The 25,224-nt window shown below is 73.8% G+C and carries 30 protein-coding genes; 10 read left to right on the forward strand and 20 right to left on the reverse strand.

From position 1 onward, the window contains the following. A partial coding sequence (locus ADY01_RS12320; RefSeq protein ID WP_049570756.1) for a DUF5925 domain-containing protein occupies positions 1-1,005 on the reverse strand: 1,005 nt, incomplete at its 3' end. Positions 1,006-1,191: 186 nt separating this feature from the next. Between ADY01_RS12320 and ADY01_RS12325 the strand changes: the two genes are divergently transcribed. Continuing rightward, complete coding sequence (locus ADY01_RS12325) at positions 1,192-1,458, forward strand: hypothetical protein (RefSeq protein WP_078900230.1); 267 nt, start codon at positions 1,192-1,194, stop codon at positions 1,456-1,458. Between the two features lie 83 nt (positions 1,459-1,541). On the opposite strand, the gene ADY01_RS12330 is transcribed toward ADY01_RS12325, so the two are convergent. The 7 genes from ADY01_RS12330 to ADY01_RS12360 form a co-directional block, all read right to left on the reverse strand. After that, a complete protein-coding gene (locus ADY01_RS12330) occupies positions 1,542-2,297 on the reverse strand; it encodes a GntR family transcriptional regulator (protein WP_049570683.1) in 756 nt (251 codons plus the stop codon). Between the two features lie 30 nt (positions 2,298-2,327). Next, complete coding sequence (gene hmgA, locus ADY01_RS12335) at positions 2,328-3,605, reverse strand: homogentisate 1,2-dioxygenase (protein WP_049570687.1); 1,278 nt, start codon at positions 3,603-3,605, stop codon at positions 2,328-2,330. Between the two features lie 59 nt (positions 3,606-3,664). Beyond that, positions 3,665-4,972, reverse strand: a complete 1,308-nt coding sequence (locus ADY01_RS12340) for a hypothetical protein (RefSeq protein WP_049570690.1) — start codon at positions 4,970-4,972, stop codon at positions 3,665-3,667. Positions 4,973-5,181: 209 nt separating this feature from the next. Beyond that, positions 5,182-5,643, reverse strand: coding sequence for a MaoC family dehydratase (locus ADY01_RS12345; protein WP_049570693.1), 462 nt, complete (start codon positions 5,641-5,643; stop codon positions 5,182-5,184). 23 nt (positions 5,644-5,666) lie between these two features. Continuing rightward, positions 5,667-6,038 (reverse strand): DUF202 domain-containing protein, encoded by a 372-nt coding sequence (locus ADY01_RS12350; protein WP_049570697.1) that lies wholly within the window; start codon positions 6,036-6,038, stop codon positions 5,667-5,669. Beyond that, a complete protein-coding gene (locus tag ADY01_RS12355; RefSeq protein WP_049570700.1) occupies positions 6,035-6,433 on the reverse strand; it encodes a YidH family protein in 399 nt (132 codons plus the stop codon). Before ADY01_RS12355 ends, ADY01_RS12350 begins: the two co-directional genes overlap by 4 nt. A gap of 37 nt (positions 6,434-6,470) precedes the next feature. Beyond that, positions 6,471-7,166: a GntR family transcriptional regulator gene (locus ADY01_RS12360; RefSeq protein WP_049570704.1), complete on the reverse strand. Its 696-nt coding sequence runs from the start codon at positions 7,164-7,166 to the stop codon at positions 6,471-6,473. Between the two features lie 180 nt (positions 7,167-7,346). Here ADY01_RS12360 and ADY01_RS12365 point away from each other — a divergent pair, with 180 nt between their 5' ends. The 6 genes from ADY01_RS12365 to ADY01_RS12390 all read left to right on the forward strand — a co-directional run bounded on the left by ADY01_RS12365 (position 7,347) and on the right by ADY01_RS12390 (position 13,608). Beyond that, the gene (locus tag ADY01_RS12365) at positions 7,347-8,639 is read left to right on the forward strand and encodes an MFS transporter (protein WP_049570707.1); all 1,293 of its coding nucleotides are present in this window, start codon (positions 7,347-7,349) and stop codon (positions 8,637-8,639) included. A gap of 107 nt (positions 8,640-8,746) precedes the next feature. Then, positions 8,747-9,547 (forward strand): putative hydro-lyase, encoded by an 801-nt coding sequence (locus tag ADY01_RS12370; RefSeq protein ID WP_049570710.1) that lies wholly within the window; start codon positions 8,747-8,749, stop codon positions 9,545-9,547. Then, positions 9,544-10,329, forward strand: a complete 786-nt coding sequence (locus ADY01_RS12375; RefSeq protein ID WP_049570714.1) for a LamB/YcsF family protein — start codon at positions 9,544-9,546, stop codon at positions 10,327-10,329. The genes ADY01_RS12370 and ADY01_RS12375 overlap by 4 nt, the downstream gene beginning before the upstream one ends. Continuing rightward, positions 10,326-10,988: a 5-oxoprolinase subunit B family protein gene (locus ADY01_RS12380; protein WP_049570717.1), complete on the forward strand. Its 663-nt coding sequence runs from the start codon at positions 10,326-10,328 to the stop codon at positions 10,986-10,988. Before ADY01_RS12375 ends, ADY01_RS12380 begins: the two co-directional genes overlap by 4 nt. Beyond that, the gene (locus tag ADY01_RS12385; protein ID WP_049570720.1) at positions 10,985-11,872 is read left to right on the forward strand and encodes a biotin-dependent carboxyltransferase family protein; all 888 of its coding nucleotides are present in this window, start codon (positions 10,985-10,987) and stop codon (positions 11,870-11,872) included. The genes ADY01_RS12380 and ADY01_RS12385 overlap by 4 nt, the downstream gene beginning before the upstream one ends. An 83-nt stretch (positions 11,873-11,955) precedes the next feature. Next, positions 11,956-13,608 carry an FAD-binding dehydrogenase gene (locus ADY01_RS12390; protein ID WP_049570722.1) on the forward strand — a complete coding sequence of 551 codons (1,653 nt, stop codon included), beginning with the start codon at positions 11,956-11,958 and terminating at the stop codon, positions 13,606-13,608. Positions 13,609-13,650: 42 nt separating this feature from the next. Here the strand turns inward: ADY01_RS12390 and ADY01_RS12395 are convergent, their stop codons facing one another. The 10 genes from ADY01_RS12395 to gvpO form a co-directional block, all read right to left on the reverse strand. Next, on the reverse strand, positions 13,651-13,908 hold the full coding sequence (locus ADY01_RS12395; protein ID WP_049570759.1) for a gas vesicle protein K: 258 nt from the start codon (positions 13,906-13,908) through the stop codon (positions 13,651-13,653). Positions 13,909-13,982: 74 nt separating this feature from the next. After that, positions 13,983-14,168: a gas vesicle protein gene (locus tag ADY01_RS12400; RefSeq protein WP_049570727.1), complete on the reverse strand. Its 186-nt coding sequence runs from the start codon at positions 14,166-14,168 to the stop codon at positions 13,983-13,985. Beyond that, complete coding sequence (locus ADY01_RS12405) at positions 14,165-15,022, reverse strand: GvpL/GvpF family gas vesicle protein (RefSeq protein WP_078900232.1); 858 nt, start codon at positions 15,020-15,022, stop codon at positions 14,165-14,167. Before ADY01_RS12405 ends, ADY01_RS12400 begins: the two co-directional genes overlap by 4 nt. Further along, positions 15,019-15,357: a gas vesicle protein gene (locus ADY01_RS12410; protein ID WP_049570730.1), complete on the reverse strand. Its 339-nt coding sequence runs from the start codon at positions 15,355-15,357 to the stop codon at positions 15,019-15,021. Before ADY01_RS12410 ends, ADY01_RS12405 begins: the two co-directional genes overlap by 4 nt. Then, positions 15,354-16,328 (reverse strand): SRPBCC family protein, encoded by a 975-nt coding sequence (locus ADY01_RS36305; protein WP_234320185.1) that lies wholly within the window; start codon positions 16,326-16,328, stop codon positions 15,354-15,356. Before ADY01_RS36305 ends, ADY01_RS12410 begins: the two co-directional genes overlap by 4 nt. Next, complete coding sequence (locus tag ADY01_RS12420; protein ID WP_049570732.1) at positions 16,321-16,896, reverse strand: hypothetical protein; 576 nt, start codon at positions 16,894-16,896, stop codon at positions 16,321-16,323. Before ADY01_RS12420 ends, ADY01_RS36305 begins: the two co-directional genes overlap by 8 nt. Continuing rightward, a complete protein-coding gene (locus ADY01_RS12425) occupies positions 16,893-17,135 on the reverse strand; it encodes a gas vesicle protein GvpG (protein ID WP_049570767.1) in 243 nt (80 codons plus the stop codon). Before ADY01_RS12425 ends, ADY01_RS12420 begins: the two co-directional genes overlap by 4 nt. 7 nt (positions 17,136-17,142) lie before the next feature. Then, positions 17,143-17,886: a GvpL/GvpF family gas vesicle protein gene (locus ADY01_RS12430; RefSeq protein ID WP_049570736.1), complete on the reverse strand. Its 744-nt coding sequence runs from the start codon at positions 17,884-17,886 to the stop codon at positions 17,143-17,145. Further along, the gene (locus tag ADY01_RS12435; RefSeq protein WP_234320186.1) at positions 17,883-18,377 is read right to left on the reverse strand and encodes a gas vesicle structural protein GvpA; all 495 of its coding nucleotides are present in this window, start codon (positions 18,375-18,377) and stop codon (positions 17,883-17,885) included. The genes ADY01_RS12430 and ADY01_RS12435 overlap by 4 nt, the downstream gene beginning before the upstream one ends. A 101-nt stretch (positions 18,378-18,478) precedes the next feature. Further along, positions 18,479-18,805 (reverse strand): gas vesicle protein GvpO, encoded by a 327-nt coding sequence (gene gvpO / locus ADY01_RS12440; RefSeq protein WP_063784204.1) that lies wholly within the window; start codon positions 18,803-18,805, stop codon positions 18,479-18,481. A 77-nt stretch (positions 18,806-18,882) separates the two neighbouring features. Here gvpO and ADY01_RS12445 point away from each other — a divergent pair, with 77 nt between their 5' ends. Continuing rightward, positions 18,883-20,022, forward strand: coding sequence for a DUF2330 domain-containing protein (locus ADY01_RS12445; RefSeq protein WP_049570741.1), 1,140 nt, complete (start codon positions 18,883-18,885; stop codon positions 20,020-20,022). 76 nt (positions 20,023-20,098) lie between these two features. After that, positions 20,099-20,905, forward strand: a complete 807-nt coding sequence (locus ADY01_RS12450) for a class I SAM-dependent methyltransferase (protein ID WP_049570744.1) — start codon at positions 20,099-20,101, stop codon at positions 20,903-20,905. 55 nt (positions 20,906-20,960) lie between these two features. Here the strand turns inward: ADY01_RS12450 and ADY01_RS12455 are convergent, their stop codons facing one another. After that, the gene (locus tag ADY01_RS12455; protein ID WP_049570747.1) at positions 20,961-22,715 is read right to left on the reverse strand and encodes a BCCT family transporter; all 1,755 of its coding nucleotides are present in this window, start codon (positions 22,713-22,715) and stop codon (positions 20,961-20,963) included. 254 nt (positions 22,716-22,969) lie between these two features. On the opposite strand from ADY01_RS12455, the gene ADY01_RS12460 reads away from it, so the two are divergent. Continuing rightward, positions 22,970-23,401 (forward strand): DUF3592 domain-containing protein, encoded by a 432-nt coding sequence (locus tag ADY01_RS12460; RefSeq protein ID WP_049570750.1) that lies wholly within the window; start codon positions 22,970-22,972, stop codon positions 23,399-23,401. A 37-nt stretch (positions 23,402-23,438) separates the two neighbouring features. Here ADY01_RS12460 and ADY01_RS12465 read toward each other — a convergent pair. Then, positions 23,439-25,224: VanW family protein (locus ADY01_RS12465; RefSeq protein WP_420715659.1), on the reverse strand; the 1,786-nt coding region annotated here is incomplete at its 5' end.

A 25,224-nucleotide genomic window follows, 5' to 3' on the forward strand; every position in this document is an offset into this window, starting at 1 on the left:
CTCCCGCCCGACGCCCCGCTCGGAGCCCAGCCACGCCACCGACTCCGCGCGCGTCAGCGGCCCGACCTCGATCCGCGCCAGGCAGCGCCCCGGCCGCACCACCGCCGGGTGCAGCCGCTCCAGGTCCTCGTTGGTGGTCACCCCGACGAGCACCTTGCGGCCCTGGCCCAGCAGCCCGTCCGTCAGGTTGAGCAGCCGGGACAGCGCCTGGCCCGCCGCGTTCTTGGCGCCGCCGCGGATCAGCTCGTCGCAGTCCTCCAGGAGCAGCAGGCGCCACTGCTCCTGGTCGTCGTCCCTGCCGATCGCCACGTCCATCAGATAGCCGATGTCGTTGAACAGCCGCTCCGGATCCAGCACGCAGTCCACCTGGCACCACGAGCGCCAGGCGCGCGCCAGCGCGCGCAGCGCCGAGGTCTTGCCCGTCCCCGGCGGCCCGTGCAGCAGGAGCAGCCGCCCCGTGATGTCGTCGGGCGTCACCGCCATCAGCCGGTCCAGCGCGCCCGCCACCGGCGCCGAGTACCCGGAGGCGATGTGCTGCCAGCTGTCCGCCTCGATCCTCCGCGTGGTGCGGATCGGGCCGCGGCGGCTGGGGGAGAGGTGCCAGAAGCCCATCGTCACGACGGACGAGGAGGTCTCCGGCTCCTCCTCCGCGCCGTCCACGGCCTTCTCCAAGACCTCCCGCGCCAGCTCCTCGGTCTCGGCGACGACGACCACGTGCGCCCCCTGGCGCCAGCGGCGCGAGCGCAGTTTCCAGCCCTCGCCCGAGGCCAGCACGGTGCTGGTGTCGGTGTCCCGGGTCTGGAAGTCGACGTCGGCGCCCTCGGGCAGCAGGGGGTGGCGCTCCTTGACGTTGTCCAGGCGACGGCCGTGCGCGAACGGCAGGGCGCCCGAGGTGAAATCCGTGAGAAGGAGCACATCGATGACGTCGTCGGGCGAGTCCGCCTCGGTGACGTTGAACCGGATCGGTGATTCCTCCTTGGGAGTGGACGGGTTCGTCGGCTTCATGCCCGCCATGATCCGGCACCCGTGTCCCGGGCGCACGGGGGTTTTTCCCGGAGAACACCCTCATGCGGTGTTCGTCAACCCCGTTGCCGGGAAAGGTGAATCGTGGGACCGGGATACCCACGCGTCCTTCTGGGGCGTTAGGGTTAGCCTGCCCGGACCGGGTGCCGTTGTACGGGTGGGAGTGTCATGAAGCAGATAACAGTTCGCAGCAGACCGCCGCGGGTGCCTGCGATCAACGGTGGGAGCAGCGCGAACAGCGCGCGCCTCGACCGTCACCTGAGCGTCCTCTCCGGCCCTGCCCTCCCGCAGCGCGAGACCGAAGAGGCCACCACGCTGATGCGCGAGCTCACCAGACGGGACGCGCAGTCCGCCCGCACGAGCCGCGGTGCCCGTGTGCTGCTGTTCGCGCCGCTGCGCCGCCTGCGGCGCACGCTCTTCGGCGGTCGCGGCTGAGACGGCCGCCGGGCAGGACCCGGCGGCCCGGCACCCCTCGGGTCACCTCGGACCAGGTCTCCCCGCGGTCGTTTCGCGCCCGGTCACTCGTGCGCCGCGTCCATCGTGACGGCGAACGAGAAGCGATCCCCGCGGTAATGAATGCGTGCCACGTCCACGGCGCGCTCCCGCTCGTCGTACTCGACCCCCGTGATGTGCAGGATCGGGCTCAGCAACGGCACCCCGAGCACCTGCGCGACGGGAGGGTCGGCGAGCATCGCCTGGACGGTGTTGGCGATCCTGCTCACCGTCACCCCGGCGATGTCCCGCAGCACCTTGGTCATCGGCCAGCGCTCCAGCGCGGCCGGGTCGATCCGGTCGGCGACCTCGGGATGCACCAGGTTCTCCGCGTAGTTCACCGGCTCTCCCGTGGCCGGGTCGTGGCGCAGCCTGCGGAAACGCACCACCTCCACGAGGCCGGGGAAGTGCTCCACCAGGTCCGTCGGCACCGGGACGGGGCCGTGGTCGAGCAGAGTGATCGTTTCTCCCGACTGCTGGGCCACGATGGTGTCCACCGAGCCGAGCAGCCGCACCGGCGTGCCCTGCCGGGCCAGCGGGGTGATGAACGTGCCCCGGCGCCGGTGGCGCGTGATCAGCCCCTCGATCTCCAGTTCCTTGAGCGCCTGACGCATGGTCAGCACGCTGACCCCGTAGTGCCCCGCCAGCTGCTCCTCGGTCGGCAGCCGCAGCGGGGCCTCCGCGGAGCGCCCGAGGATCGAGGCCCGCAGCGACTGGGAGACCTGATACCACAGCGGCAGCTTCCGGTTCAGCTCGAGCGAGTCGGGGGCGAAGACGGTCACGGCGGGCGCTCCGGGTCCGGGTCGACGATGTTATGAAGGGAAGTTCTGTTCCAGACCCTCCCACACCTCGTCGTAGCCCCGCTGCCGGTGCTCGGCGGTCAGAGCCTGCGCGGTGACGCTGACCGGCCAGGGTGTCTCGAACATGAACGCGAGTCCGTCGTCCAGCTTCTGGGGCCTCAGCTCACCGGAGCTGGCCCGCTCGAACGTCTGCCGGTCCGGGCCGTGCGCGGACATCATGGGGTGCAACGAGCCGCCCCCCGGCACGAATCCGTCGGCCTTGGCGTCGTAGGACCCGCGGATCAGGCCCATGTACTCGCTCATCACGTTCCGGTGGAAGTACGGCGGCCTGAAGGTGTCCTCGCCGACCAGCCAGCGCGGCGCGAAGACCACGAAGTCGGCCGCGGGCGAGGTGAGCACGGTGAAGATCGACGGGTCGGGGTGGTCGTAGCTGATGGAGCCGAGGACATTGAACCGGCTCAGGTCGTACAGGTACGGGACATGGGTGCCGTGCCAGGCGACGACGTCGAGGGGGGAGTGCCCGTAGGTGGCGGACCACAGGCTCCCGCCGTACTTGTTGACCACCTCGACCGGCCCGTCCGCCTCCTCGTAGGCGGCCGAGGGCACCAGGAAGTCACGCGCCGCGGCGAGGCCGTTGGCGCCGATCGGGCCCAGCTCAGGGAGCGCGAAGGGCGCGTCGTAGTTCTCGCAGACGTAGCCGCGCGCCGCCCCGTCCGGCAGCTCGGCGCGGAACCGCACGCCGCGGGGGATCAGCGCCACCGAGCCCGGTTCGACGCGCAGCGGGCCGAACTCGGTGCGCAGCAGCAGCGTGCCGTCCTCGGGAACGATCAGCAGCTCCCCGTCCGCGTCGCCGAACACCCGGTCGGTCATGGGGGCGTTGGCGCGGTAGAGGTGGATCGCCATCCCGGTGCGGCGGCCGGCGTCCCCGTTGCCGCCCAGGGTCCACAGGCCGGCCACGAAGTCGGTGCCGGGCGGCGGCTCAGGAAGCGGGTTCCACCGCATGCGGTTGGGGTCCGGGCCGCTGTCGTCGAACGGGGCGCTGCGCAGCGTGCCGTTGGGGACGCGGGTGAACGGCGGGTGCGCGGCCGAGGGCCTGATGCGGTAGAGCCACGACCTGCGGTTGGCGGCCCGTGGCTCGGTGAACGCGGTGCCGCTGAGCTGCTCGGCGTAGAGGCCGAGCGGGACGCGCTGGGGTGAGTTCCGCCCGATGGGCAGCGCGCCGGGCACCGCCTCGCTGCTGTGCTCGTTCCCGAAACCCCCCGAGTGTTGGGTCAGTTCGCCCGTTGTCATCACGCACTCCCAGCCTCGACCATTCCTCTGTTCGACCATAGAAATAGCGAGGGGGCAAGTCAACGACCGCGCACGGTCCTGGCCAGGAGTTCCGCGGCCGGTTTGCGGTTCCGGTGGGGCTGTAACGCCCGGCGCATGTCCCGCACCGCCCGCTCGGCCTCGCCCGAGCGCAGCCGTTCCTGCGCGGCCAGGAAGCCGTCCCAGGCCGCGCACGCCTCGTCCAGATGGCCGGTGCGCAGCAGCAGCTGGCCGAACCTCGCCTGGGTGAGCGCACGCCCGCGCACGTCGGCGGCCGACCGCTCGCCCGCGGCCCGCCGCAGCGCGGCCAGCGCGCCCTGGAGGTCGCCGAGCGACTCCAGGACGGCCGAGGTCTGGAAGTGCAGCGCCGCCCTGGGGTAGGAGTCGAACGGGGCCGCGGGGCTGGTCGCGCGGTCCGCGGCGCGCTCGGCCCGCGCGATCGCCGTCAGCGCCTCGCGCCGGTCGCCGCTGCGCGCGAGCACGACGGCCAGCTGCGTCTGCACATACGCCTGCTGGGCGGGCGGCGCCGATCGCGCGCCCCGGTGCGCCGCCTCGGCGAGCTGGAGGGCGGAGGACAGGTGGCCGAGGCGCTGGGCCTGCGCGCTCATCGCCCGCACCACCACGCTCCACGCCGACCGGTCGCCCGCCTCCCCGGCCAGCCGGTGGGCATAGGTGTAGTACCGCTGGGCGACGCCGTGCAGCAGCCCGTCCTCGTACATCCTGGCCAGCAGGAACGCCAGCCGGGAGGCGGTCACCAGCACCTCGGCGCGCAGGCGCTGGGTGAGTCCGGCGTGGAGCAACGGCGCGACGTCGTCGGCGAGATAGGCGGCGAGCGCGCTGCGGGCGTGGCGCCCCCCGTGGGTGTCGATCGACCCGGCGAAGAACACCACCGCGTCGCTGAGGGCGAGGGTCGCCACGGTGCGCCCGCCGAGCGGCCCGCCGAGCGCCGGCGGCCCCGGGGGCCCGGGCACCGCCGTGTCGGCCACCCGGTAGGGGCGCTGGTGCAGCGGCACCCGGCGGCCCGCGTCCGCGTCGGCGCGGCACAGCGCGGTGAAACCCGCCACCGGGTCGACGGGCACAGCGCCGCGCGAGACGGCGGGGAAGCCGGCGGCCTCCGGGGTCACCGAGCGGCCGATCCGCCGGGTCAGCGCCTCCGCCGCGAGCTGGGGGACGGGGTGGCGCGGCTGCGTCCCCGCCAGCCAGTGGGCCACCGCCGTCCGGTCGTAGCGCAGGACGGCGCCGATCTCGGCGCCCAGGGCGTTCACGGCGCGGGCCAGCGCCTCCTGGGTCCAGCCCGCCTCGGTGAGCAGCGCCCGCAGCTCGTAGTTGGGGCCGCGCCGGTTCGTCATGCTCCCGTGTCTCTCACGGCACCGCGCACGCGGACAGGGCGCACGGTGGCACGCGGGGGCGGCGGCCTGCCTCACGATCACACCATCGTGGCGGTTTTCCCTCGTTCGGCCAGCGTCAACTGGCAGGGAAGCTGCCCCGGGTTGTACCTGTGAAGCCATGAATGACCCAGATGTCTACGCGGCGGTCGTGCCGCCGCCGCACCCCGGTGTCAGAGGAAGTACCGGACGACCGTCTCGGCGGCGCAGACCGGCTTGGTGCCGCCCTCGCGCTCCACGGTCACCGACAGCACGAGCTGGACGCCGTCCGGCACATCCGTGACCCCCGCCACGTGCCCCGTGGCGCGCACGCGGGAGCCCGCGGGCAGGGGGGCGGGGAAACGGACCTTGTTGACACCGTAGTTGAGGGCCATGCGCACCCCCTCGACGCGCAGCAGCTGGGGGACCAGCACGGGGAGGAGGGCCAGCGTCAGATAGCCGTGGGCGATGGTGGAGCCGAAGGGCCCCGCCGCCGCCCGCTCCCGGTCGGTGTGGATCCACTGGTGGTCCCCGGTGGCCTCGGCGAACAGGTCGATCCGCCGCTGGTCCACGTCGAGCCAGTCGCTCATCCCCAACCGCTCGCCCACGGCGGCTCGGAGGGCGGCGGGCGAGGCGAAAGTCCGGGGCTCCGTCATCCGTTCAGGATACGGAGGACACCTCAGCCCGCCTCCCCGCCCCCGGCGGTCACGAGTCCGGCGGCGAGGAGCGCGGTGGCCGCCACCGCCGCGGCGGCGCCCAGCACCGTGACCCCGTCGGGGGGAACGGGCCTGCGGTGCGCCAGGACCCGCAGGCGCCGGTGGGCCAGGCCGAGGAATCCGACCCAGAGCAGGGCGGCCACCGCCACCGCCACGGTGCCCAGCGCCCGGCCGCTACCCCCGGCGTCCCCGCCCGCGCCGTTCCCGGTCACGAGGCCGCGCCCGGCCAGGATCACCACCAGCGCGAACGACAGGGTCGTGCGCCGCCAAGCGAGCCGTGTCCGCTCCGGCTGCGCGCCGGGGTCGCGTGCGTGGGGCGGGCCGCCGGGGCTCATGCGCCGGCCCAGCCGGCGGCCACCGCCACGATCACCAGGGCCGCGGTCACCATGGTTCCCACCGCGAGCAGCGCGGGGAACCGGCTTTCCGGCAGGTCCTCGCCGCGGCGCATGGCCCGTTCGGAGCGGACCCAGTGATTGACGGCGCGGACCGCGCACAGGGCCCCGCCCGCGAGCAGCACCAGGGCGATGGTGGTGCGCACCGCCCAGCGCATGTCCGTGAGGAACTGGTCCACGGCGATCCCGCCGGCCAGCAGCGCGAGGGCCGTGCGCAGCCAGGCCAGAAACGTGCGCTCGTTCGCCAGGGAGAAGCGGTAGTCGGGGGTCACGCCCTCGGCCCGCAGCCGCCGTGGCGAGAACCACAGCCGCACCGCCGCCCACACCCTTCGGATCATGTGATGAGCCTAATGGGACGGGTGGACGGTCGCCCGGTCAGCTGATCAGGGCCTCGTACGCCTGGGCGAGCTGGCTCCTGGAGTCGTCCAGATAGCGCCCGAGCAGCCGCTCGGCCCCGGCCGGGTCGCCGGACCGCAGGGCCTGGAGGATCTCCTGATTGCGCGCCAGGTAGGGCTCGTGGAAGCGGCGCGGGTCGGCCATCACATGGAAGGCGAGGCGGAGTTCGGCCAGAATCCGCCGCATTAGCTCGTCGGTCCGCGGGCTTCCCGCGAGGGCCGCCAGATTCTCGTGGAACTTGATGTTCGCCGTGCCGAGCTCCCGCCAGTCCTCCTCGCGGGCGGCCTTCCTGCCCCGCTCGACGGCGGCCTCCAGGGCGTCCAGCGGGTAGGGCGGCTCGCCCAGGCCGCGCAGTGCCGCGCACTCCATCAGCCGCCGGACCCGGTAGATGTCCACCAGGTCCTCGACCGTCAGGCGCCGGACGAAGACGCCGCGGTTGAGCGCGTGGACCAGCAGCCGCTCGTGCGTGAGCAGCCGGAACGCCTCGCGCAGCGTGTTCCGCGAGACGCCGAGCCGGTCGCTGATCGCCTTCTCGGAGAGCTGGGTGCCGGGCGGGAAGAACCCCTCGGCGATCCGGTCGCGCAGGATCTTGGCGACCCGGTCGGCGGTGCCGGTGCGGTCGAGCAGCGCGCGGTCCTCATCCAGCCCCTCCAGGGTGTCCCCGGTCTCTGTCACGTCCGCTCGTCCTCCGGTCGCCGTGCTCACCTGGGCAGTCAACCGCAGAAACGCAAATGAGACAACATGGGGATTGTCACCCCACTCCCTTGCCCTCTTGTTCAACAATCCCCTAGCGTGAGCCCAGGCAGCTGGACTGCCGGGCACGGTTCCCGCCGCATTCACGCCCGTGAGGTGCAGATGAGCACGCACGCAACGCCGCACGCCCCGTCCGGATCCGACCACCCGCCCCTCGACCAGGACACCGGGTCCTTCGCCTGGTTCCGCTCGCTCGGCCCGCGGGGCCGCCGCGCCTTCGCCGGCGCCTTCGGCGGGTACGGTCTGGACTCCTACGACTTCTTCACGCTTCCGCTGAGCATGGTCGCCATCGAGGCGTACTTCCTGCTCGACCCGGGCCAGACCGGCCTGCTGACCACGGTCACCCTGCTCTCCTCCGCCCTCGGCGGCGCCGTCGCCGGCGTCCTGGCGGACCGCATCGGCCGGGTCAAGGCGCTGATGATCACGGTGATCACCTACGCGTTCTTCACCGTGCTCTGCGGCTTCGCCCCCAGCTACGAACTGCTGCTGCTCTTCCGCGCCCTCCAGGGGCTCGGGTTCGGCGGCGAGTGGGCGGTCGGCGCGATCCTGGTCGCCGAGTACGCCTCGGCCAGGCACCGCGGCCGGACGCTCGCGTTCGTCCAGAGCTCCTGGGCGGTCGGCTGGGGACTCGCCGTGGTCGTGTACACCGTCGTCTTCCAGGTCTTCGACGACGACACCGCCTGGCGCGTGATGTTCTTCACCGGCGCGCTCCCCGCGCTGCTCATCGTCTATGTCAGGCGCAGCGTCACCGACGCGCCCGAGGCCACCGAACGCCGCCTGCGCAGCGCGGAGAGAGGCTCGTTCACGGCCATCTTCAAGGGCGGGCTGCTGCGGCCCACGCTCTTCGCGGTGCTGCTGTCCACCGGGGTGCAGGGCGGGTATTACACCCTGGCGACCTGGGTCCCCTCCTACCTCGACGACGAACGCGGCCTGTCGGTCGTGGGCACCGGCGGCTATCTCACGTTCCTCATCTCGGGCGCGTTCGCCGGCTATCTCACCGGCGGCTATGTCACCGACCGGCTGGGCCGGAAGAACAACATCGCCCTGTTCGCCGTGCTCTCCTCGGCGGCGATCATCGCCTACACCACCATCCCCGAGGGCGCCAACACCCTCGTGATGGTCCTGGGCTTCCCGCTGGGCTTCTGCATGTCGGCCATCTTCAGCTCGTTCGGCTCCTTTCTCGCCGAGCTGTACCCGACGGCCGTGCGCGGCACCGGGCAGGGCTTCACCTACAACACCGGGCGGGCCGTGGGCGCCGCGTTTCCCACGGGGGTCGGCTTCATGGCCGACAGCATGGGCGTCGGCGGCGCGCTGATCTTCGGCGCCGCGGGCTACGGCCTCGCCCTGATCGCCCTGCTCGGCCTGCCGGAGACCAAGGGGCGCGACCTCGCCTGAGGGCACGGGCCCGCCCCGGCACCCGCACGGCCACCGGCCACCGGCCACCGGCCACCGGTGGAGGCCGAGAACCGCGCACACGACCACGCACCACGAGAGGACCGACCATGACTCCCACCGCCAGACCCTTACCGCTACCGCCGGGGCCCAGTCAGCTCCGCGCCCGCTTCCGCGCCGGCCACGCCATCCCGACCACCGGCCTCGCGCCGGGCCGTGCCCAGGCCAACATGGTCGCCGTCCCTGCCGACTGGGCCGAGGACGTCGAGCAGTTCTGCCGCCGCAACCCCCAGCCCTGCCCGCTGCTCGGCACCACCGCGCCCGGCTCCTGGACGACCGGGCTCGCCCCGGGCGCCGACCTCCGCACCGACCTGCCGCGGTACCGCGTCTGGGAGAACGGCGCCCTCACCGGCGAACCGACCGACGTCACCGACCTGTGGCGCGAGGACCTGGTCACCTTCCTGATCGGGTGCAGCTTCACCTTCGAGACGGCGCTGGCCGAGGCCGGGGTGCCGCTGCGCCACACCGAACAGGGCCGCAACGTCCCCATGTACGTGACGAACAGGGCCTGCCGCCCCGCCGGCCGGCTCAGCGGCCCGCTGGTCGTCTCGATGCGGCCCGTTCCCGCGCCCCTGGTGGCGAGGGCACGGCGGGTCAGCGCCACGATGCCCGCCGTCCACGGCGGCCCGGTCCACTCGGGAAGCCCCCTGGGGCTCGGCATCCACGACCTGTCCCGGCCCGAATTCGGCGAGCCGGTCACCTTCGAGCCGGGCGACGTGCCGGTCTTCTGGGCCTGCGGCGTGACCGTGCAGGCCGCCCTGATGGCCTCGCGCCCGCCGTTCGCCATCACCCACGCGCCGGGCTATATGTTCATCACGGACGCGGCGGACAAGGAGTACCGAGTGGCATGACCGGCACCGAGAGAGCTTCGATCGACCTCAACGCCGACCTCGGCGAGGGCTTCGGGCGCTGGCGGCTGACCGACGACGAGGCCCTGCTGTCCGTGGTCACCAGCGCCAACGTCGCCTGCGGCTACCACGCCGGGGACGCGGTCACCATGCGACGCGTCTGCGCCCTCGCCGCCGAGCGCGGCGTGGCCATCGGGGCCCAGGTCTCCTACCGCGACCTGGCCGGGTTCGGCCGCAGGGCGATGGACGTGGCTCCGGACGAGCTGGCCGCCGACGTGGCCTACCAGATCGGGGCCCTCGAGGTGTTCGCCCGCGCCGCGGGCGGCAGGGTGTCGTACGTCAAGCCGCACGGCGCGCTCTACAACCGCGCCGTCACCGACGCGGGCCAGGCCGCGGCCGTCGTGGAGGGCGTCGCCCTCACCCGGCTGCCGCTGCCCGTCCTCGGCCTGCCGGGGTCGCGCCTCCACGAGGCCGCCGCACGGGCCGGACTCCCGGTCGTGGCCGAGGCGTTCGCCGACCGGGCCTACACCGATGAGGGCGCCCTCCTCCCACGGGGGGAGGAGGGCGCCGTCCTCACCGACCCCGAGACGGTCGTGCGCCGCTCGGTCGCCCTCGCCAGGGACGGCGAGGTGGTCTCCCACCGGGGCCGCCGCCTCGCCGTGCGCGCCCGCTCGCTGTGCCTGCACGGCGACACCGAGGGCGCCACCGAGCTGGCCCGCAGGGTCAGGTCGGCCCTGGCCGCCGCCGGCGTGGCACTGAGGCCCTTCGTGGACACCGCCGGATGAGGATCCTCCCCGTGGGCGAACACGCCCTCCTCGTCGAACTCCCCACCGGCGACGACGCGTTGGCCCTCCACGCCGAGCTGCTGCGGCGCCAGGCCGCGGGCACCCTCGAACCGGTGGCCGACATCGTCCCCGCCGCCCGCACCGTGCTGCTCGACGGCGTGGGCGACCCGGCGGGCCTCGCCGCCCGCCTGCCCACCTGGCCCGTCCCGCCCCCCGAGGCCGACGCGGGGGAGTCCGTCGAGATCCCCGTGCGCTACGACGGGCCGGACCTCGCCGACGTGGCCGCGCACTGGGGCGTCGCCCCCGGGGAGGTCGCCCGCATCCACGCGGGCGCCGCGTTCCGCGTCGCGTTCTGCGGCTTCGCCCCCGGCTTCGGGTATCTCACCGGCCTGGCCGGGCGGTACGCGGTGCCGCGCCGCGCCTCCTCGAGGACCCGCGTGCCGACCGGGTCCGTCGCCCTGGCCGGCCCCTACACCGGCGTCTACCCCCGCTCCTCGCCCGGCGGCTGGCAGCTCATCGGCACCACCGACGCCGTCCTGTGGGATCCGGGCCGGACCCCGGCCGCGCTCCTCGCGCCGGGGACCCGCGTCCGCTTCACGGACATGGACATGGACACGGACACGGACACGGCACCGTCCCCCCGGGAGAGGGCCTCGTGAGCGATCGGGCCCTCGCCGTCGTCAGGGCGGGCGCGCTGACCACCGTTCAGGACCTCGGGCGGCCGGGCCTCGCCCACCTCGGCGTGCCGCGTTCCGGCGCACTCGACCTCCCGGCCCACCTGCTCGCGAACCGGCTGGTCGGCAACGCGCCGGGCGCGGCCACCCTGGAGTCCACCCTCAGCGGCTGCGCGGTCAGGGCGCGCCACCCCGTCACCGCCGCGGTCACCGGCGCGCCCTGCGCCGTCACCGTCGACGGCGCGCCCGCGCCCTGGGGGGCGGCCACCCGTGTCCCCGCCGGGGCCGTGCTGGCGCTCGGCCCGGCCGCCCGCGGCGTCCGCTCCTACCTGGCGCTCGCGGGCGGCGTCGCCGTGGCGCCGGTGCTCGGCAGCCGCGCGACCGACCTGCTCTCCGGGCTCGGCCCCGCCCCGCTCGCCGACGGCGACGTCCTGCCGCTGGGCGAGCCCGGCGCGCCGCCCGCGCCCGCCGACGCCGTGCCGCAGCCCGCGCCCCCCGCGGAGCTGGTGCTGCGGATGCGGCTCGGGCCCCGGGACGACTGGTTCACCCCGGCGGCGCTCGACGCCCTGGCCACCGCCCGCTACCGCGTCTCACCCGCCGCCAACCGCATCGGCCTGCGCACCGAGGGCCCCCCGCTCGCCCGCGCCCGCCAGGACGAGCTGCCGAGCGAGGGCATGGTGCTCGGCGCGGTCCAGGTCCCGCCGGACGGCCGCCCGGTCGTCTTCCTCGCCGACCACCCCACCACCGGCGGCTACCCGGTGGCCGGGGTCGTCCCGGAGGCGGACCTCGCCGCCGCGGCCCAGGCGGTCCCCGGCACCCCGCTGCGCTTCGTGCCCCTGCGGAGCGCGGCGCGACGCGCCGCCCGTTGACGCGGCATCCGGCGTGGCCCAGGATCTTGTGATCCGTGCACCGAGCGGGGCACCGGAGCCAAGAGGGCGGGGAGCGGACGACCATGGCCTATGACGCCGACGTCATCGTGATCGGGGCCGGGCTCGCCGGCCTGACCGCAACGGCCGAACTGGCCGACGCCGGGCGGAAGGTGATCCTGCTCGACCAGGAGCCGGAGGCGTCCCTCGGCGGCCAGGCGCACTGGTCGTTCGGCGGCCTGTTCCTCGTCGGCTCGCCCGAGCAGCGGCGGCTGCGCGTCCGCGACAGCAGGGAGCTGGCCTGGCAGGACTGGCTCGGCACCGCGGGCTTCGACCGGGCCGAGGACCACTGGCCGCGCCGCTGGGCCGAGGCGTATGTCGACTTCGCGGCCGGCGAGAAGCGGTCCTGGCTCCGCGCCCGGGGCGTCCGCCTCTTCCCCGTCGTCGGCTGGGCGGAACGCGGCGGCTACGCGGCGACGGGCCACGGCAACTCGGTGCCCCGCTTCCACATCACCTGGGGCACCGGCCCCGGGCTGGTCGAGCCGTTCGAACGACGCGTGCGGGCCGCCGCGGAGCGCGGCCTGGTGGACCTGCGGTTCCGCCACCGCGTCACCGGGCTCGGCCGCAGCGCGGGCGCGATGGACACCGTCACCGGCGAGGTCCTCGCCCCCAGCGCCGCCCGGCGCGGCACCGCGAGCAGCCGGGAGACCGTCGGCCTCTTCGAACTCCGCGCCCAAGCCGTCATCGTGACCTCGGGCGGCATCGGAGGCAACCACGACCTGGTCCGCGCCAACTGGCCGGAACGCCTGGGCACCCCGCCGAAGCACCTGCTCAGCGGCGTGCCCGCCCATGTGGACGGCAAGCTGCTCGGCATCGCGGAACGGGCCGGGGCGCGCCTGGTCAACGGCGACCGCATGTGGCACTACACCGAGGGCATCACCAACTGGGACCCGGTCTGGTCCCGGCACGGCATCCGCATCCTGCCGGGACCCTCGTCGCTGTGGCTCGACGCGACGGGCGAGCGGCTGCCCGTGCCGCTCTTCCCCGGCTTCGACACCCTGGGCACGCTGGAGCACATCCTCGCGACCGGGCACGGGTACACCTGGTTCGTCCTCACGCAGAAGATCATCGAGAAGGAGTTCGCGCTCTCGGGCTCCGAGCAGAACCCGGACCTCACCGGGCGCAGCGTCCGCGGCGTGCTCGGCCGGGCCCGTTCCGGCGCTCCGGGACCGGTGCGGGCGTTCATGGAGCACGGCGCGGACTTCGTGGTCGAACGGGACCTGGGCGCGCTGGTCCGCGGGATGAACGAGCTGACCGGGGAGGCGCTCATCGACGAGCGCGCCCTGCGCCGCGACATCGAGGCCCGCGACCGCGAGGTCGGCCACCGCTTCACGAAGGACCTCCAGCTGACGGCGGTCCGCGGCGCCCGTTCCTACCTGGGCGACCGGCTGATCCGGGTGGCGCCGCCGCACCGCTTCCTCGACCCGGCCTCGGGGCCGCTGATCGCCGTCCGGCTGCACATCCTCACGCGCAAGTCGCTCGGCGGCCTGGAGACCGACCTCTCCTCGCGCGTGCTGGGGAAGGGCGGGAAGCCGCTGCCCGGCCTCTACGCGGCGGGCGAGGCGGCGGGCTTCGGCGGCGGCGGGATGCACGGGTACCGCTCCCTGGAGGGAACGTTCCTCGGCGGCTGCCTCTTCTCCGGCAGGGCGGCCGGGCGCGCCGCCGCCGAGGCGCTGTGACGGGGCCGCCCGGCGGGGGTCACCTCCCCGCCGGGCGGAGTCTCATGAGCGGGGCAGCAGCGAACCCAGCGGCCCCAGGTCGAGGTTCAGCTCGTCCGGCTCGATGCCGTACCGCTCGCACAGCTCGTCCATGCGCTCGGACAGCAGCATCAGGGTCAGCCCGATCCGTTCCTCCTGATCCTCGTCCAGGTCGCCGGCGTCCACGCGGCGCAGCGCCTGGCGCTCCATCAGCTGGCGCAGCAGCTCGACGACGGTCAGGACCAGCTTCATCAGGTCGCGTTCGACCGTGTCGCGATCCATCTCGATCCGCGCGTCCGGCTCGGCGGGCCTGGCGGCCCGAGTGCGAGTGGGCCCGGCGGGGTGGCCGAGGTCCGTCATGGCCGCTCCTCCGCCGTCGTGTCCCCCGCGACGGAGGTGACCAGGGCCCGCAGGTCGATGCGGACGAGTTCGACGTCCGCGATGACCAGCGAGAGGTTCCCGACCAGGACCACGCCCCCGGCCAGCAGCCGGTCCAGCAGGTCCACGAGCGCGATCCGGCGCGTCGCGAGCTCGCCGTTCATGCGGTCGGCTCCCTCTCCTGCTGCTCCTGCTCCTGCCCCTCCTCCTGCTCCTCCTGTTCGATGAACGAGTACGGCGCCCAGGGCCCGGTCAGGCTCAGCACCGGGGTGGTCAGCCGCCCGGCCAGGCGTCCCACCAGCGCGCAGAACTCCCGTTCGTCCGCTCGGGGCACGAGATACGCGCCGTTGACCAGGTTGCGGCCCGGCTCGCCCGACAGCCGCGCGTCCTGCGGCGGGTGGAGCCGCGAGCGTTCCGCCGCCCGGGCCAGGGCCTCGTGCACGGCTCGCGCATCGGCCTCGGCCTGCCGCCAGCCCTCGTCGGACGCGCTGCGCCGCCGCGACCGCTGCCGCAGGTAGTCGCGGCCCGTCCTCGGCGCGGGCTCTCCGGCCCCGGCGGGCGGGGACAGGTCGGCGGAGACCTTCACGCCCCACTCGGCACGGCCGTCGAGCCGCTCCACGGCCGAGGTGAAACGCTCCCGGTTCGCCGCCAGCAGCCGCCGTATCCCGTCCGCGTCCTCGCAGACGGTGGCCAGCCGCAGCGGCAGCACGCAGGTGGCGACGGGCACCAGGCCGTCCACCACCCGCTGGTGGCCCCGGGCGGTCTCCTCTAGCCACCGCAGGTCCTCCAGGTGCGCGGCCAGCGGCTCGGCGGCGAAGTCGGCCGCCGGGACCGGGCTCATCACGGCGGCGAGGCCGCCGGCGCGCAGGACCCTGGGCCGCCCGCCGCCCACGCCCCGCAGGTCCTCGGGCAGGGGAACGGAGCCGGCGGGCGTGACCGCGTACATGTACCAGAACTGCCCGCCTCGTCCGTTCCCCCTGACGCTCTCCACCTGGTCCACACTCTTCGCGTCGGTCATGAGTTCTCCTCCCGCCCTCGCTCCAGGGCCGCGACGCGCTCGCGCAGCCGTTCGTTCTCCGCCGCCAGTTCCCCGGGCCGCGCGCCCGAGGTGAGCGACGGGTCGTGCTCCCACCAGTCGATGCCCATCTCCTTCGCCTTGTCGACGGAGGCGACCAGCAGCCGGAGCTTGATGGTCAGCAGTTCGATGTCGAGCAGGTTGATCCGGATGTCACCGGCGATCACCACGCCCTTGTCGAGGACGCGCTCCAGGATGTCCGCCAGGTTGGCGCTCCCGCCGCCCGCGGCGGCGAGCCCGCCGTACGGCCCGGGTCCCGGCACGGCGGGCGCGGTCATGACCGCCTGCCTCCGCCACGGGGCTCCTCGTCGTCCCGCTCGTCGTGGTCGCGCTCCTCCGCGTCCTCGACGGCGTCCTCGTGGGTGACCTCGACCTCGCCGTGCCGGATCTCGCCGCGCCACTCGCCGGTGGCCTCGGCGCGCAGCATGACGGTGCGGCGGAAGTTCTTCAGGTCGAGCCTGGCCCTGCGGCCCTGGGCCCGCCACAGCGCGCCCGTCCGCTCCATCAGGCCCTTCGGGTAGTACTCGATCACCAGCAGCACCCGGGTCAGGGTCTCGCCCAGGCGGTGGAAGGTGACGACGCCCTTGGTCGTTCCCTTGCCGCCCTCGGAGGTCCAGGCGATCCGCTCGTCGGGGATCTGCTCGGTGATGGTGGCCTGCCAGCTCCGCTTGGACAGGAAGACCTTCGCGCGCCAGGTGGTCGTGGTGTCGTCGACCTGGTCCACGCCCTGCACGCCCTTGGCGAAGCCGCTGAACTCCTGGAACTGGGTCCACTGGTCGTACGCCTCGCGCACGGGCACGCCGATGTCGATGTCCTCGACGATGGTGAGGAACCCGCTGTCGGCCTTCTCTCCCTTGCTCCGCGCGCCCTCGGCCTCCTGCCCCTTCCCGTCCTCGCCGCTCCTGCTCCCCAGGCCGGGGAGGTGGAGGGAGGGCTTGGGGAGGGAGGGCATGTGGGGCTTGGGCACGGCCGAGGTGACCTTGTCCTTCACCCCCGAAGCCAGGTTCACCGCGCCCGCCTCGACGGCCGAGCGCACGACCCCCTTGCCCTGCGCGGTCCTCTTGCCTGTTTCCGCTGCCAGATTCACGAGACCTGTACTCCTTCCTTCGGCGATGTCGGTGAGCTTCGCGGTGGCTCTCCCCAGCCCCTTCGCGGTGGTGAGGAGGAGCCGTTCGGCCTGCACGGCGGCGAAGGCCGCCGCTTCCAGCCGCACGCGGTCGGACGGGCTGAGCTTGGCGACGTCACTCATCGCCCTCACCGGAGCCCTCGCGTCCGCGCCGCCCACGCGTGTCCGCCGTCGACCGGTCGGCCGCCGTCCGCTTCGCGGTCGTCTTCTCGGCGGTGGTCTTCTTCGCGGTCGTGGTCTTCTTCGCGGTGGTCTTCTTGGCCGCCGCCTTCCGCGGCGGTCCCTTGCTGGTCTTCTTCGCGGTGGAACGGGCCTTGCCCGCGGTCTTCGCGGCCGACCCGCCGGTACTCCTGCCCGCCTTCCCCGCGGCCCGGCCCGCACTCCCGCCCGCCGCCGCGCCGGCGTCCGACGCCTCCGACGCCTCCGACGCGGCGGAGCCGAGCCGTTCGCGCGCGGCGTCGGTCCTGTGGTGCAGGCCGTCGGCGAGCGAGCCCAACGGGCCCGAGACGAGCGACTGGGCTGATCCGCGCAGCCGGTCCGCGGCCGCGAGCAGACGCGGATCGGTGATGTCGATCCTGGAGGCGACCACCGCGCCCACGCCGCCCAGCGCCAGCGCCGCCCTTCCCTTCCTCGTGCGGCCCAGCACGTACCCCGTGGTCGCGGCCAGGCCCAGTGCCACTCTGCTGGTCACCGTGTCATCCCCTCGTGTGGGGGGTGGAGGCGGTCGAGCAGCTCGTCCTCACGGCGCTCGAACTCCGCCTCGTCGATCACCCCTTCGTTCAACTGCTCCTCCAGGGCACCCAGCTCGCGCTGCACCACCGCCGGGTCGTAGTACTGGCGCTCCGCCTCCGCAACGGTCTGCGCCAGCACCCACCCGGCGCCGCGCGCCGGGGCGAGCGGCAGCAGCAACAGCTCCCTGAGCAGCCCCAAGGCCATGTCAGACCGCCTTCTCGGCGGTCTCGGTCCGCACAAAGCTGTACGGGGGGAGCGGGCCGTTGACCCGCAGGTCGAGGTGGGGGCTCGTCTCCCGCAGCCGGTCGACGGCATCGAGGAACCCGGCCGTGTCGTCGCGCCCCACCAGGAACGAGACGTTCACCACCCGGCCGTCGGCCTGGGGACCCGGCCTGCGGCTCTCGGCGAACGGCGCGAGCACCTGCTCCACCGCGGCCGCGTCCTGCGCCTCGTGGGCCCGCAGCTCCTGCGCGACCAGCTCGCCGAGGCGCAGCCGGTCCTGGTAGACGGCCTGACCGCCCGACCGCGTCGCCTCGTTGAGGCGCCGGATCTCCGGGTTCCCGGCGACGACGCGCCGCAGCACCTCGTTCTCCCGGTGCGTGGCCTTGACGTTGTACTCGACGCGGTCGGCCACCGTCTCCAACTGGTCCCGGTAGAGGTCCGCGTGGTCCCGGAGGGCCGTGCGGACCGCGCTGTCGTCCGGCGAGATGCTGCCGAAGCGGAGCGGGAGGACCGGGCCGCCGGCCGCGGCGACCGTCAGCACCCTCTGGTGCGCGAACAGATCGCGTCTCCTGGGCCGCAGGCCGGGCGGGCAGTCGCTGACGAGCGCCGCCACCCCGCCGACCCGCAGCACGCGGACGGGACGCGGCGGGTTGCCGACCCCGGAGAGGCCGCCGGGGACCACACGCCGGTTCCCTGCGTCGGCGATGCCGTACACGTACGTCGTCATCCCGCGTCCTTGTCCCGCCGCGACGACGCGGTCCTGCGCGTCCGGCGCGGCTCCTTCTCGGTCTCGCGGCCGTCGTCGCCGTCGCCGTCGCCGTCGCCGTCGCCGTCCTCCTCCGACCCGTCCCGGCCCTGCCGGAACGCGTCGGAGACCGCCTCGGCGGCCCCGGCCAGCGCGCCCTTGCTCTTGCCGCGCGCCCCCGACTCGGTCATGGCGCCGACCAGCCCCGGCAGGCCCGGGTCCTTCCGCGGCCCGGCCTCCAGGTCCAGCCGGTTGCACGCCTCCGCGAACCGCAGATAGGTGTCCACGCTGGCGACCACGACCCGCACGTCGATCTTCAGGATCTCGATGCCGACCAGGGAGACCCGGACGAACGCGTCGATGACCAGCCCCCGGTCGAGGATCAGTTCCAGCACGTCGTACAGACCGCTGGATCCGCCACCCCCCGAACGCGCGGGAGCCATGGGCTGTGTTGATGCGACTGCTGTGGTCATGCTGGGAACCTCCTCGTCGGCGCCGTACGCCGATCGCTCACTGGTCGGCCGTGGGGCCCGTGGGGCCACCGTGGTGCCGTCCGGCACTGTGCGACACGGCCCTAGGTCCGGTCGGCCCTTCCTCGTTCGTAGCGGCGGATGCGCCGGTAGCCGGTCACCCCGCCGTCGGGGCCCGTGGCCACCTCGTAGGTCGCCATCAGGCTCATCGTGTCCGGCACGCGGGCCAGTTCGGTGACCTCGGCCTCCACCACCCAGCCGTCGTCGACCCGCTCCAGGCGGGTGACCGACTCGGGGCTCAGCCCGGTCAGCTCCGCGAACTCCGCGCCCGCCCTGCGCATCACGTCGAGCACCGGGCGGGATTCGCCGTGTTCCTCGGCCTGTTCTCTTCTTGCTTCTCTTGCTTCTCTTGCTCCGTCTGTGTTCGCCATGGCCCTTGTCGGGTTCCTTGCATCTGCGGCACCAAACGTCCGGAACCGTCCGGGTCTCCGGGCCGTCCCTGTGGGCGATGAGCATGCGAGGAAACGCGCTGACGACCGTTCTGCTGCTTCTGCTCGCGCAGTTGGCGGCACTGACGTGGCCCGCGTACGCCTGCGGCTGCGGGGGCATGGTGACCGATCCGGCCGAACGGATCGCGGTGAGCCAGGAGACGTCCGCCGTGCGCTGGGACGGCACGACGGAACGGATCGTCATGAGCCTGACGGTGGACGGCGACGCCGGCGAGGCCGCCTGGATCATGCCGGTGCCCGGCCGCGCCGAGGTCGCGCTCGGCGACCGCGACCTCTTCGGCGCCCTCTCCACCGCGTCGGACGCGGAGCACCGCACCCGCCACTACTTCTGGCCCAGGGACGGCGACTGGCCGCGCGGCTCGCAGGGGGACGGCGCGGTGGGCGGGGCGCCCGAGGCGCCGCCCCGGGACGGCGCCCCGCCCGTCGACGTCATCAGCCGCGACCGGCTCGGGCCGTTCGACGTGGCACGCCTGGCCGCCACCGACCCGCGGGCCCTGGACGGCTGGCTCGGCGAGAACGGGTTCGCCCTGCCCGAGGACCTGGCGGCCGAACTCGCGCCCTATGTCGAACGGGAGTGGGAGTACGTCGCGATCCGGCTCGCCCCCCCCGAGGCGGGCGGGGACGCGGCCGAGGAGGCGGTGCTCGGGGGAACGCTCGACCCCATCAGCCTGACCTTCGCCTCGGACGAGCCGGTCTACCCGATGCGCCTGTCGCGCCTCGCCGACACCCCGCAGTCGCTCCGGATCTACGTCCTGGGCCCCGGCCGCATGGAACCGGCCGACGCCATCGGCGGCCGGGCGCCCGAGGTCGCGTTCGCCGGGCGGCTCCCCGTCGAGGGCCAGCCCGAGGGGCCGCTGCGCGACCTGGCCGCGGGCGAGACGTTCCTCACCGTGATCGACCAGGAGTTCCCCGACCCCTCCGCCATCGACGCCGACCACACCCTGGAACGCGCCGCCGAGGACACCGAGTACCGCCCCGTGGTCTTCACCGACGAGCTGCGGACCTGGGCGGGCGTCCCGGCCTGGATCGTCACGCTGCTCGCGGCGGCCCTCCTCGCCGCAGGTGCCACCGCGCTCGCCCTGCGGCGCCTGGCCCGGCGCCGCAGGGCGAGCGCGCTGTACGGCGTCCACCGGGCATAGGCGCGGGCGCGCGCCCGGCGCGCCTCCCTCGCCGAAATGGTTTGCGGGCGGTGGGAGGGCGCTCTACGGTCCCGGCATGACGGACGACTGGCTGCGCCACAACCGCGAGAACTGGGACGACCGGGTGGGCGTGCACGCCGCCGGCGACTTCTACGACCTGCCCGGATTCCGCGCGGGCGCCGACCACCTGCGGCCCTTCGAGGCCGGGGAGCTCGGCGACGTGACGGGCAGGAGCCTGCTCCACCTCCAGTGCCACATGGGGCAGGACACCCTCTCCTGGGCCCGGCGCGGCGCGCGCGTCACCGGGCTCGACTTCTCCGCCGAGGCCGTCTCGACCGCGCGGGCGCTGGCGGCCGACATCGGGGTGGCCGACCGGGCCCGTTTCGTCGTCTCCGACGTGTACGAGGCGGAATCCGCCCTGGGCGGTGAGCGGTTCGACATCGTCTACACCGGACTCGGCGCGCTGGTCTGGCTGCCCGACGTGACGCGCTGGGCGCGCGTCGCGGCCTCGCTGGTGGCGGAGGGCGGGGTGCTCTACCTCGTGGAGTTCCACCCGTTCACCGAAGTGCTCGACGAGGCGGGGGAGTCGGTGGTGACCGACTACTTCCTCACCGGCGGGGAGACCTACGACTTCCCCTACAGCTACACGGGCGGCGCCGAGCTGACCAGGACGGTGCAGGTGCAGTGGCACCACACCCTCGGCGAGATCGTGACCGCGCTGGCCCGCACCGGCCTGGTGATCGAGCTGCTCACCGAGCACGACTTCACGATGTGGCCGCGCTTCCCCGCGCTGGAGCGGTCGGGGGAGCGGGAGTTCCGCTTCCCGGCGGGGCAGCCGCGCGTTCCGCTGATGTTCTCGCTGCGCGCGCGCCGCCCGGCCTGAGACGGGCCGGGCCCCGGGGCACGCACCTGCCCCGGGACCTCGGCACCGCCCCGCGTCACCCGCCGGGCTTCCCGGCGGGGTCCTTCTGCTCGGGTCCGTTCCCCTGCCCGGGCTCCGCGTCCTTGACGGTGATCTCGACCTCACCGGCGCCGGGGCCGATCCTCAGCTCGAAGTCGCCGTTGTACCGCTCGTGACCGGCGATGACCGCCATCTCCACGGCCTCCTCGCCCCGTTCACCGCGCAGGATGAGCGAGTCGTGCCGCAGATCGCGCATCAGCGCCGCACACAAGCCGATCATCACCAGCGTGAACGGCACGGCCGCGAGAATCGTCAGATTCTGCAAGCCGTCGAGCGCGTCCGATCCCTCGCCGCTCATGATCAGCATGATCGCGGCCACCGCTCCGGTCAGAACGCCCCAGAAGACGACCAGGACCCGACTCGGCTCCAGGGTGCCGCGCTGCGAGAGCGTTCCCATCACGATCGAGGCGGCGTCCGCGCCCGAGACGAAGAAGATGCCGACCAGGACCATCACGATCACCGCCGTCAGGCTGGCGAGCGGGTAGTCCCGCAGCACGGCGAAGAGCTGCCCCTCGGGGGTGGCCTCGTCCGTGATCGCCGAGCCGGTCTGCTCCAGGCGCATCCCGGTGCCGCCGAAGATCGCGAACCAGACCAGGCTGACCGTGCTCGGCACCAGGATGACGCCGCCGACGAACTGCCTGATGGTCCTGCCCCGGCTGATGCGGGCGATGAACATGCCGACGAACGGCGTCCAGGAGATCCACCACGCCCAGTAGAAGACCGTCCAGCCCGAGAGCCAGCCGCCGATGTCCTCGCCGCCGCTGGCCTCCGTGCGCGCCGCCATCTCCGGCAGCTGGCCCAGGTACGACCCGACCGAGGTGGGCAGGAGGTCCAGGATCAGCACGGTGGGCCCGGCGATGAAGAGGAAGAGCGCCAGGCACCCGGCCAGCACCATGTTGGTGTTGGACAGCCACTGGATGCCCTTGGCGATGCCGGAGATCGCCGAGAGGACGAACGCCAGCGTGAGGACCGCGATGATCATGACGAGCAGGCCGTCGCTGACGTCGTCCAGCCAGTCGAGCTCCTGGAACCCGCTGCCGATCTGGAGGGCGCCCAGGCCCAGCGAGGCGGCGGAGCCGAACAGCGTCGCGATGATCGCCAGGATGTCTATGACCCGCCCGGCCGTCCCGTTGGCGTGCCGCTCGCCGATCAGCGGCGTGAACACGGCGCTGATGGTCTGCCTGCGCTTGCGCCGGAAGGTGCTGTAGGCGATGGCCAGGCCGACCACCGCGTAGATCGCCCAGGGGTGGACCGTCCAGTGGAACAGGGTGGTCGCCATCGCCGTGGACATGGCCTCGCCCGAGTCCGCCGGGTCGGTCCCCGGCGGCGGCGAGACGAAGTGCGTGAGGGGCTCGTTCACGCCGAAGAACATCAGGCCGATGCCCATGCCGGCGCTGAACATCATGGCGATCCAGGAGATCGTCTTGAACTCCGGCTCCTCGCCCTCCTTGCCCAGCGTGATCCGCCCGTAGCGGCTGACCGCGAGCCAGAGCGCGAACACCACGAAGAACGAGGCCACGAGCACGAAGCCCCAGCCACCGTTGCTGATCACGCTGCCGAGCATGTCCCCGGTCGCGTCGGCCAGGGACTCGGACGACACCGCACCCCACACGACGAACGCCAGCGTCACCACCGCGGCGACCCCGAACACGACCGGGTCGGTCCGCGATCTGATCAGTGATGGCTGTCTGCTTCCGTTCGCCCCGCCGGAGCCCCGCTTGTCCTCTGGCACGCTGTCGCCTCTCGTCAAGGCCCCGCCGGACGTGATGTCCGGCGGGGCATCGTTCACATGGGCGGGCGGCTACCCCGTTTTCCGTCATCCATGCGAGGCGTTTTTCCCGTCGGGTCGGGCCGGATCGCCCCAGGTGAGCGCCGCGATCCACACCGTAGTCGGCCCGCCCCGCAAAACGCCTGAGACGGGGGCGAATGCGTACACCCGTTCACCTCGCGGGAACGGTCTCCGATCCGTTGACTAGGCTGACCGCCGTGGAAACCGTGCTCCTGTTGGGGCCGCTTCTCTTCGGCGGCTGGGTGATCCTTCGTGGGCGACGACGGCTGCGCCGGGCGGCGCGGCTGCGCTCGGCGGGGATCTCGGTGCCGGGCTCCGTCGAGTGCCTGGAGAGGTACACCCCGCCGAGGGGCGGCGAGCTGTTCCGCCCGGTGGTCTCCTGGAGCACGGCCGACGGCACGCGGATGCGGCAGACCTCGGCGGTCGGCCGCCGGCAGGCCGATCTCGGCCCCGTGCGCCGGGGCGCGGAGGTCACCGTCCGCTACGACCCGGCCGAGCCGGCCGTGATGTGGACGGAGGGCTGGGACGTGATCTCGCGGGGCGACGACCGGTGGTCCTGGGCGGCGGTTTTTTTCGGTGTGTTCGTGTGTGTCAGCGCCGCCGTGCAGATGGTCGTCACGGCGGTCTAGCGGCGGCGTGCGCGTCGGCCCCCGTGGCGGGGCGGGCTCACTCCTCCCGCTCCTCCCGGCAGACCACCTCGTCGCGGGGGACGTAGCTGGTGCGGAACGTCTCGCGGCCCGCCTCCGTGCCGTTGTCGACGAAGATCCGGTCCACCTCGACGTCGAAGCCATCCAGCGGCGGCTGCGGGACGCAGTCCTCGCCCTCGCCCTCGCGGCGGGAGGGCTCGGTCACGTTCTCCCGGGGGCCCTCCTCCGCGCGGACCTCGTCGTAGCGTTTGGTGCCGAGGAAGGTCACCGTCACCGAGGTGTCGGTGGCGCTCGCCAGGATGTAGATCGCGTTGCCCGAGTCGTTCAGGAACCGCAGGTCGAGGCTGCCCCAGGCGACCGTCGCCTCGCGGCCCGCCGGGTACCGCTCGATGTAGAAGGAGTGCGCGCCGTACTCCACCGGGTCGACGCCCGCGAAGAACACCGCGTTGAACATCGTCGTGGCCACCGCCGAGACGCCGCCGCCCTGCGCCCGCTGGTACTGGTCGTCGAGGATGATGACGCCCTCGACGAACCCGTTCTCCTCCGTGCGCTCCCCGACCGTCTCGTTGAAGCTCCACGTCTCGTCGGGCAGCACGAGCGAGCCGTTGATCAGCTCCGCGGCCCGGCCGATGTTGGTCGTGCGGTACGGCGCCGGATCGAAGCCGACGGTGAAGGAGGACATCTCCTCCACGACGCCGAGGTCGCGGTGGTTCTCGCCGTCGAGCGCCGGCTCGACCGGCTCGGTCGCCACGGGCGCCGTGCGCGCCGCCTCGCCGACGCCGGTCAGCAGCGGCATGACCGTGTCGCCGAGGGAGCCGGTGACGACCCTGCTGCCGGGGGAGCCGCCGGAGCCCACCACCTCGCCGCCCGACAGCGAGAGCCTCGCGTTCGTCGCGTCCACCTCCGCGGCGGCGATCGGGTCGGCCAGCCGCTCGTCCGCCGCGAGGGCCTCCCCGTCGAGGCGCGGCTCCAGGCGGCCCTCCTCGTTCGCCGTCATGGTCAGGTGGTCGCCGGTGACGCCGGGCGGGACGGAGATCACCGCGTCGCCCGCCGTCAGCAGGACCGGCCCGGACATGGCCGGGTCGGCGAACTCCTCCACGGCGCGCTCGACTTCGGCCGCGCCGACGACCGGCTCCGCCTGGTCCACCGGCAGGCGCACCGCCTCGGCGCCCTCGCCCTCGTACGGCTCGAAATCCTCGGGCCGCAGGAAGCCCTCCCGCAGCAGGCCGAGGGAGGCGGGGATGTCGAGCGCCGCTCCCGCGCGCGGCTCGGTGACCACGACGGCGCCGTCGTCGAAGCCCACGCCGCCCTCCCGCACGCCGGTGTCCGACTCCTCCGCGAGCGCGGTCAGCGCCGCTCGGCCCGCCTCCTCGTCCTGGAGGACGACCGGGTCGAGATCCCCGCCGCCGGAGCCGAACAGCCGCCCGAAGAGCCCCGGTCGGTCCGCCTGGTCGACGGTGGCCTCGTAGTCGACCGTCAGCCCGGCCTCGGCCGGGTCCAACTGGTGGAACTCCTCGCCGTCCTCGCCCAGCAGCACCGGTATGGACCGGGCGGCGGGCACGGCCAGCTCGGTGGCGAGCCGCTCCCTCGCCTCCCCGGGCGAGAGGCCGCCGATGTCCACGCCCCGCACGCTGGTCCCCGCGGCGATGTCCCCGCCGAGCGCGAGCGAACCGGCCAGGTAGAGCCCCGCGAGCCCCAGCGCGATCCCGCCGCCGAGCAGCACGGGCGGCGGAACGCGCCACGGCCGGGGAGGGCCCCACCCCCCGGGCGCGGCGCCGGGCGCCGTACCGGGCGGGGGAACGTGG

The organism is Streptomyces sp. SBT349 (assembly GCF_001083795.1).
Lineage (GTDB): Bacteria > Actinomycetota > Actinomycetes > Streptomycetales > Streptomycetaceae > Streptomyces.